6 protein-coding genes, 1 tRNA gene and 1 pseudogene are annotated in these 7,584 nt (G+C 42.3%); 4 read left to right on the forward strand and 4 right to left on the reverse strand.

Annotation, left to right across the window (positions count from 1 at the left end; translation table 11 throughout):
- Positions 1-187, forward strand: a pseudogene (locus O9300_RS00115) (IS5/IS1182 family transposase); the annotation flags it as partial.
- Positions 188-408: 221 nt separating this feature from the next.
- Here the strand turns inward: O9300_RS00115 and hpnA are convergent.
- On the reverse strand, positions 409-1,395 hold the full coding sequence (gene hpnA / locus O9300_RS00120) for a hopanoid-associated sugar epimerase (protein ID WP_287969267.1): 987 nt from the start codon (positions 1,393-1,395) through the stop codon (positions 409-411).
- Between the two features lie 146 nt (positions 1,396-1,541).
- Between hpnA and O9300_RS00125 the strand changes: the two genes are divergently transcribed.
- Positions 1,542-4,076 (forward strand): glycogen/starch/alpha-glucan phosphorylase, encoded by a 2,535-nt coding sequence (locus tag O9300_RS00125; RefSeq protein WP_287969269.1) that lies wholly within the window; start codon positions 1,542-1,544, stop codon positions 4,074-4,076.
- Positions 4,077-4,161: 85 nt separating this feature from the next.
- Here the strand turns inward: O9300_RS00125 and O9300_RS00130 are convergent.
- Positions 4,162-4,235, reverse strand: a tRNA-Asp gene (locus tag O9300_RS00130).
- A 219-nt stretch (positions 4,236-4,454) separates the two neighbouring features.
- On the opposite strand from O9300_RS00130, the gene O9300_RS00135 reads away from it, so the two are divergent.
- Positions 4,455-4,670 carry a hypothetical protein gene (locus tag O9300_RS00135; RefSeq protein ID WP_002761575.1) on the forward strand — a complete coding sequence of 72 codons (216 nt, stop codon included), beginning with the start codon at positions 4,455-4,457 and terminating at the stop codon, positions 4,668-4,670.
- Between the two features lie 23 nt (positions 4,671-4,693).
- On the forward strand, positions 4,694-5,206 hold the full coding sequence (locus O9300_RS00140) for a TolB family protein (RefSeq protein ID WP_287969272.1): 513 nt from the start codon (positions 4,694-4,696) through the stop codon (positions 5,204-5,206).
- Positions 5,207-5,213: 7 nt separating this feature from the next.
- Here O9300_RS00140 and O9300_RS00145 read toward each other — a convergent pair whose 3' ends face one another.
- Positions 5,214-6,557 (reverse strand): DUF3370 domain-containing protein, encoded by a 1,344-nt coding sequence (locus O9300_RS00145; RefSeq protein WP_287969275.1) that lies wholly within the window; start codon positions 6,555-6,557, stop codon positions 5,214-5,216.
- Between the two features lie 457 nt (positions 6,558-7,014).
- Positions 7,015-7,584, reverse strand: a 570-nt coding sequence (locus tag O9300_RS00150; RefSeq protein WP_287969278.1) for an RNA-guided endonuclease TnpB family protein, incomplete at its 5' end; no start/stop codon positions are given.

A 7,584-nucleotide genomic window follows, 5' to 3' on the forward strand; every position in this document is an offset into this window, starting at 1 on the left:
TCATACTTCCTTTTCAGCGATTGCTATTACTTTTTTAGTCATGAATCTTTCTAACCTGTTGAGGCAGGTTTTTTGGGCTTTTTTATGTCTGAAATGGAAAAACAGCACTTTTTCTCGGTCAATGATTAGGATAAGTTATAACTTAAAAATTAATCAACAACTAAAGCTTATGCTTGTAGCTAAGTGAAATCATTGATTAAGAGACCTGTACTTTTCAATGACTTTTTCAGCAGACCCTAAATAGATTTTGCGTCTGATCCCCCCTGTCCCTAGGGTTGATTCATAGTAGGGTTGATTCATGAATCAACCCTACTACCTTGATAAGGGGGGTGTCTGACAACTTTTAACACCTAACTACTTAAGCATTTCAGCACAATTGAGACCATCTTTTTCCCTTCCTACTCAGTCTTAATAAGTAATGTCTCCATTGGTTTGAAACCAATCGATAGCATCAGCTAAAGCTTGTCTAATCGGCGATTGCGGTAAGCCCAGTTCTTGCACTGCCTTCGAGGAATCGTAGTACATGGACTGTTTTGACATTTTCACGCCATCAAGGGGTATAGAGGGCGATTTTCCGAAGACAGGAAGAACTTTTTCATCCAGCCAAGCTATTAGTAAAGGAATCCAAAAAGGTAAAACAATTTTCGGGGCATTTATGCTGGTAATTTCGGCTAATTCTGTCAACAAAGTTTTTAAAGAAGTGTTTTGATGACCTAAAATATATCTTTCGCCAGTTCTGCCCTTTTCTAAAGCTAATAAATGTCCCCAGGCCACATCGCGCACATCAATTAGATTTAATCCCGTATTCACATAAGCGGGCATTTTTCGCCGCAAAAAACGGAGAATAATGTCGCCAGTGGGTGTAGGCTTAAGATCAAAGGCTCCTATCGGCGTACTAGGATTAACTATAACGATATCCTGTCCTCTTTGCACTGCTTTCAATGCTTCCTGTTCTGCCCAATACTTCGATTTTTTATAATAACCCACTAATTGATGGGCGGGACTTTGATAAGTTTCATCGACACTTTCACCCTTTTTACCCACTCCAATGGCGGCCACGGAACTGGTATAAACTATTCTGGCAATTCCCGCTAAATGCGCCGATTCTAGAACATTTCTTGTGCCTAAAACATTGTTTTGGTAGAGTTGATGTCTATCCTTTTGCCAGAGAGAATAGTGCGCCGCTACATGAAAGAGAACTTCGCATCCGACCATTAATTTAAATAAGTTCTCATCATTTAAATCACCCCGGACAATTTCCACGTCTAAACCCCACAAATTTCTGAGATTACTGTGGGGACGGACGAGGACGCGGACTTGGTAGCCTTCAACTAAAAGCAATCGCACTAAATTCGCCCCGATAAAACCCGTCCCACCCGTCACAAAAGCACGCATTGCTCAAACTTTCTCCTATTTTCGCTTCCTATTAACTATGTCATTACTATACCTTAATCTTAGTCAAGATTTAAGCTTTTCTTGATACAATTTCAGCGCGGGTTATCTTAAACTAAGAGCAGTCAATCTTCAGTAAAAATGCTCCCATGAATCCATCTCCAGAATCAACTTTTGTTTGTCCGATTATCATCGAAGACGACAGAACAGGATTAGACACAGAAACTATCCGACGGGCTTTAAGGGATAATTTACTCTATATTCAGGGTAAATTACCAGAATTAGCCAGTAAAAACGATCTTTATATGGCCCTAGCCTATACAATCCGCGATCGTTTATTGCAGCGTTGGTTAACCACCCAACAAACCTATCTAAAAAAAGATGTCAGAACCGTTTGTTATCTCTCGGCCGAATTTTTAGTCGGCCCCCATTTAGCTAATAATTTAATTAATCTCGGTATCTACGAACAGGTCCAGAAAGCTGTCAGCGAATCGGGATTAAAACTAGAAGAATTAATTGCCCAAGAAGAAGAACCGGGGTTAGGAAATGGTGGTTTAGGTCGTTTAGCTGCCTGTTATCTCGATTCCCTTTCTACCCTAGAAATTCCAGCTATTGGTTACGGTATTCGCTACGAATTTGGTATCTTTGATCAAGAAATCCACGACGGTTGGCAGGTAGAAATAACCGATAAGTGGTTACAGTATGGAAATCCCTGGGAAATTGCCCGACCGGAATCATCGGTAGAGGTAAAATTTGGCGGTTATACCGAATCCTATACCGACGAAAATGGTAATTATCGCAGTCATTGGATTCCCGATTATGTAGTCAAAGGAATTCCCTACGATACCCCAATTCTCGGCTATCGAGTTAACACCGCTAATACCATGCGTCTCTGGAAATCAGAAGCTTGTGAATCTTTTGATTTTGGTCGCTTTAATCGCGGCGATTATTATGGTGCGGTGGATAATAAAGTTCACTCGGAAAATATCAGTAAAGTTCTCTATCCTAACGATGAACCAATTCAAGGCAAAGAACTGCGTTTAGAACAGCAATATTTCTTTGTTTCCTGTTCCCTACAGGATCTGATTCGTATTCACTTACATGAAAACCCCAGTCTCGATAATTTTCATCAAAAATGGTCAGTACAATTGAATGATACTCACCCTTCCGTCGGGGTGGCTGAGTTAATGCGCTTGTTAATTGACGTGCATCATTTCGATTGGGATAAAGCTTGGTTTATTACTCAAAATACCTTCGCCTATACCAATCATACTCTTTTGCCAGAAGCTTTAGAAAAATGGCCTTTGAGTATTTTTGGTCGTCTTTTCCCCCGATTAATGGAAATTATCTATGAAATTAACCATCGTTTCTTGGATAAAATTCGCATTATTTATCCCCATGATGACGGCAAAATGTCCCGTTTATCTATAATCGATGAAAGCGGCGAAAAATACGTCCGTATGGCTCACCTTGCCTGTGTGGGTTCCCAGGCAATTAATGGGGTGGCAGCCCTCCATACAGAATTACTGAAAAAAGATGTTCTGCGCGATTTCTATGAACTCTTTCCCGAAAAGTTTAGCAACAAAACCAATGGAGTTACTCCCCGGCGCTGGATAGTTTCTAGTAATCCCCGCTTAACTTTTGCAATTACCGAAAAAATCGGCGAAAATTGGATTAAACATCTGGAGGATTTACGCGGTTTAGAAAACTATGTGGATGATGGGGGATTTCGGGACTCTTGGCGACAAATTAAATACGATATTAAGGCAGATTTAGCCAATTATATCGCTAAAAAAGTCGGCATTAAAGTTGATCCTAGTACCCTCTTTGATGTGCAGGTAAAACGCATTCACGAATATAAACGGCAACATCTCAACGTTTTACATATCGTCACTCTCTATCATCGCCTCAAAAATAATCCCAATCTCGATATTACCCCCCGTACCTTTATTTTCGGTGGTAAGGCAGCCCCGGGTTATTTTATGGCGAAATTAATCATTAAATTGATTAATTCTGTGGCAGAAGTGATCGATAATGATCCGACAATTGGAGGACGTTTAAAAGTGGTTTTCCTACCCGATTATAATGTCACCTTCGGTCAACGGGTTTATCCAGCTGCAGACTTGTCTGAACAAATTTCCACGGCTGGGAAAGAAGCTTCGGGAACCGGTAATATGAAATTCTCCATGAATGGGGCCTTAACTATCGGTACTCTCGATGGGGCAAATATCGAAATTCGTGAACAGGTGGGGGCGGAAAATTTCTTTCTTTTTGGCTTGACAACCGAGGAGGTTTATGCTAAGAAAGCCGCCGGTTATAATCCCCAAGAATACTATTACCATAACGAAGAATTGCGGGCAGTATTAGACCTCATTAGTTCGGGATTTTTTAGCCGGGGTGATAGTAGTTTATTCCGCCCGCTTGTGGATGATCTTATCTACAATGATCCCTATATGTTACTGGCCGATTATCAGTCCTATATCGATTGTCAGGAAGGAGTCGGTTGCGCTTATAAAGATCAAGAACATTGGAGTCGTTTAGCGATTCTTAATGTGGCCCGCATGGGAAAATTCTCTAGCGATCGATCGATTCGGGAATACTGCGAGGAAATCTGGCGGGTACAACCGGTAAAGATTGAATTACCCGATTATATTCAAGCTAATGCCGGTTTATCGGTAAATTAGAACAAATCTAGGCAGTAGGATCGTGTTTATTCACCCTACTGCCCACAGGATAACGAGCCTTGGGCGACTCTAATCTAGATTTCTACGGGATTGACGGGGCTCGAACCCGCAACTTCCGCCGTGACAGGGCGGTGCTCTAACCAATTGAACTACAATCCCATTTTTGCGACAATTCTGATTGTAACTTCATTATTAGGGTTATGTCAAGCACCTCTGGGAAAATTTTTTTGAGGGAAGTGGGGAAGTGGGAAACAATTCATAGCTGGGTTTTTAAAGTTGGATTGGTATCAATACTGAATTAAAGCCAAAAAATCCCCAATTAGGGACCAGACCCTCTTTACAATGGGATTGTAATTAAGCTTGTTGGGAGCCTGAGCTATGACTAACCCGAATTCGATCGAACAGCTATCGCAAGAATTACTCGATCTAGACCAAGTAGATGCCGATACTGGGGCAGATTTGCGGCAAAAAGCCCAAGAAATCCTCGCTGAAACCACTATTGACCTGCCGATTCGAGAAGCGATCGCCGATAGTCTCAGTCAAGGCAATCAACTACTTACCCTCAAAACCGTCGGCAAGGAAGAAAGTTATTAGCACATTTGGGGTCAAAAGTCAAGATGAAAGAAAAAAATTTTTTTGTCTGGCTGGGGCGATTTTTGTCCTCTTTTGGGCTGTTATCGGGGATAAGTGGCTGCAATTCTCCTCTTTTGATCACTCCTCAAGTTCCCTCCGGTGGTTTAAATAGTTTTGCTCCCGATCAATTCCCCAGTTATAGTGCTGATGGTCGCTATTTAGCCTTCGCTTCCGATCGCTCCGGTCGTCGTAGTATATATTTATTCGATCTGCAAGAAAAGCGCTTAGTTAATCTTCCTAACCTAAATCGTGGCGATTCTAGCCAAGATCAGCCATCTCTGAATGCTGACGGTCGTTTAATTGCCTATATCTCCAGCGAACGCGGCAAGAGTGATGTCATGGTTTATGATCGTTCCAGATCCCGTGCAACCCTGTTAACCGCTAACCTGCGGGGAAGCGTCCGCAATCCCACCATTAGCGGTGATGGTCGCCAAATTGCCTTTGAAACCAACCAAGAGGGTCAATGGAATATTGCGATCGTTAACGGCCAATTTTAAACTTGTTCTACTCGGTCTTAATCGTTAAAACCTGTGGAGGAGTAGCATCTGGTGGATATAAAAAATTTACCTGTACTATATGCCAATCCCCGGGAGGAATAGTCAGAGTCACTAAAGGTTGCCCCTCTTGTCCGCGTCTTTGGACGAGATGGAAAAATCGGCTTTGTGCCTGTCCCTGGTCATCGCTATAATTGACGGCTACTGTTCCCCGAAAAAACACTTGTGGGGCAGCCGGATCGAGAAAACGCAAACCCTGACCGATAATATTCTCTTTAATCGGTGTTTCTAGCGCAATAGTCACCGTTTTCGCCTCATCACTTCGATTAAATAGAGGTAAACTTAACCGATATTCCACACCGTAATTACCATGAGCTTGATAGGCCGTATCGGGATAGCGAACTAACATAGTAGCACTTTGATTTTGTTCCGTTCCCAGTTTGCCCCCGGGTAGGGTGCTAATCCCATAGGCTATAGATTGACCAGAATCAGGAATATTTAACCATAAAGAAGCTCGATCGACCAATCGGGCTGGCCAAGCTGAACCTTGGGACACCCCCGCTACCCGTCCATAAATTATCTGTCCTTGACTATGGGGAGGAGTGGGTACTCGATCCCTCGGAGTCGATAAATCGCCTTTTTCTAGCAAATTTTGCCACTCTGTCAGATTTGGGGGTCTTTCCTGCCCATTTTCATCTAGGGGTGCATAAAGAGCTAAACTAGCAGCGTAGAGAAGACCGTCACTTTCCAGACGGAGATAAGTGGACCTACCGTTTAAAGGGGGAGTCAAATCGCGCACGGGAATCGCCGCATTTAAGACCATAACACTCTCCCCCGCCGGAATAATAATCCTATCGGGAAAAATATCCTGACGCTGCCCCATTAAAATATCCCCCATTACCCGACTTCCCGGCCCAGCAAAAACCGTCCCCTGATTATTTTCCACTTGTGCGGGTAAATCGATAAAAGCTGCATCGGGTTGACTCAAATAACTAGCTCCTTGCAGAATTTTAACGGTCACGGGATTAGAACTAGGATTGTGGAGTAATATACCCAGATAAAGGCTGCGTAAATTATCGGGAAAACTCCCCCTCGCTATATGGTGGGCAAAAATATCAAAGCGTCCCTGAAAAGCATAATTTAAATGGGCCGAGGGAAAACTTTTCTCTTGGGGGGGAAAAGTCGAAAGCAAAATCCCTTCTCCTAGCAATAATTCGGGACTATTACTATTAAAAACGGGAACTTGATCTAGTTGATTCGGTAAAGGACGCACCTGCACCGGTCGAATTATTTCTACAATAGGAGGAGTTTGGGCAATGGGTAGTAAAAAAGGTAACATCACACAAATTACCATCTCAAGATAATTATTTTTTGATCATAGCATTACTGGCTCGCTCAATTTAGATAGTATTCTGTTTGTCTATATCTAGAGGATTGGTTAATATTTCTTGCTGGTGTTAAGTAGCTGGTTATAATTAAATTAAAAATGGATTTTAGGTTCGATCCCCCCTGCCCCCCTTGATAAGGTAGGGTTGATTCATGAATCAACCCTACCCTTGATAAGGGGGGTGTCTGATAATTTTTAACGCCTACCTACTTAGCCGACCTTTTTAGTTAAGTACAATCAAGAAAAATTATCAAACTTCCCAATCGTTATTGGCTCTTGCCATTGACCAAATCTATTGTCATCATAGACTAAAATCTAGATGTAGCCGTGGTTTTCTGGAAACTTCGCCCGATGTCTAGATATCGATCGAGCCAGAATTGTTTTGACATCCTCACCGCCGTAAACGGACGGTGATTCCCAAACCTCACGATTTAGGTTTCTGCTTCTTTCCCGAAGGATTTTTCGCACCTGCCTTAACAGATTTACTCTGTTCTGGTCTTATGGTCGCTCTACAGACTGACACCGCAAGCCCTGCGGCCAAAATATTTTTACTAGCGTTAACATCTCGGTCATGGTGTGTCCCACAGTCTGGACAATCCCATTCTCGAACATTTAACGGCATCTTTTCGACAATATGCCCGCAATTACTACACCTTTTAGAGCTAGGAAACCATCTATCTATTTCGATGTAATTTCTGCCGTACCAACGGCATTTATAGGCTAATTGTCGGGTAATTTCTCCCCAACTAACGTCAGATATTGCCTGAGATAATTTCGGGTTTTTGACCATATTCTTGACGGCTAAATTCTCAACCACAATCGTTTGGTTTTCACGGACTAATTGAGTGGTTAGCTTGTGTAAATGGTCTTTTCTGTTATCAGTAATTTGGGCGTGAATCTTGGCTACTTTGATTCTTGCTTTTTCCCGATTTTTTGAGTCTTTCTGTTTTCTAGACAGATTTTTTTGCGCCTTTCGCAGTCTCCGATAATGCTT

Source organism: Microcystis sp. LE19-195.1E, from assembly GCF_027532095.1.
Classification (GTDB): Bacteria; Cyanobacteriota; Cyanobacteriia; order Cyanobacteriales; family Microcystaceae; genus Microcystis; species Microcystis aeruginosa.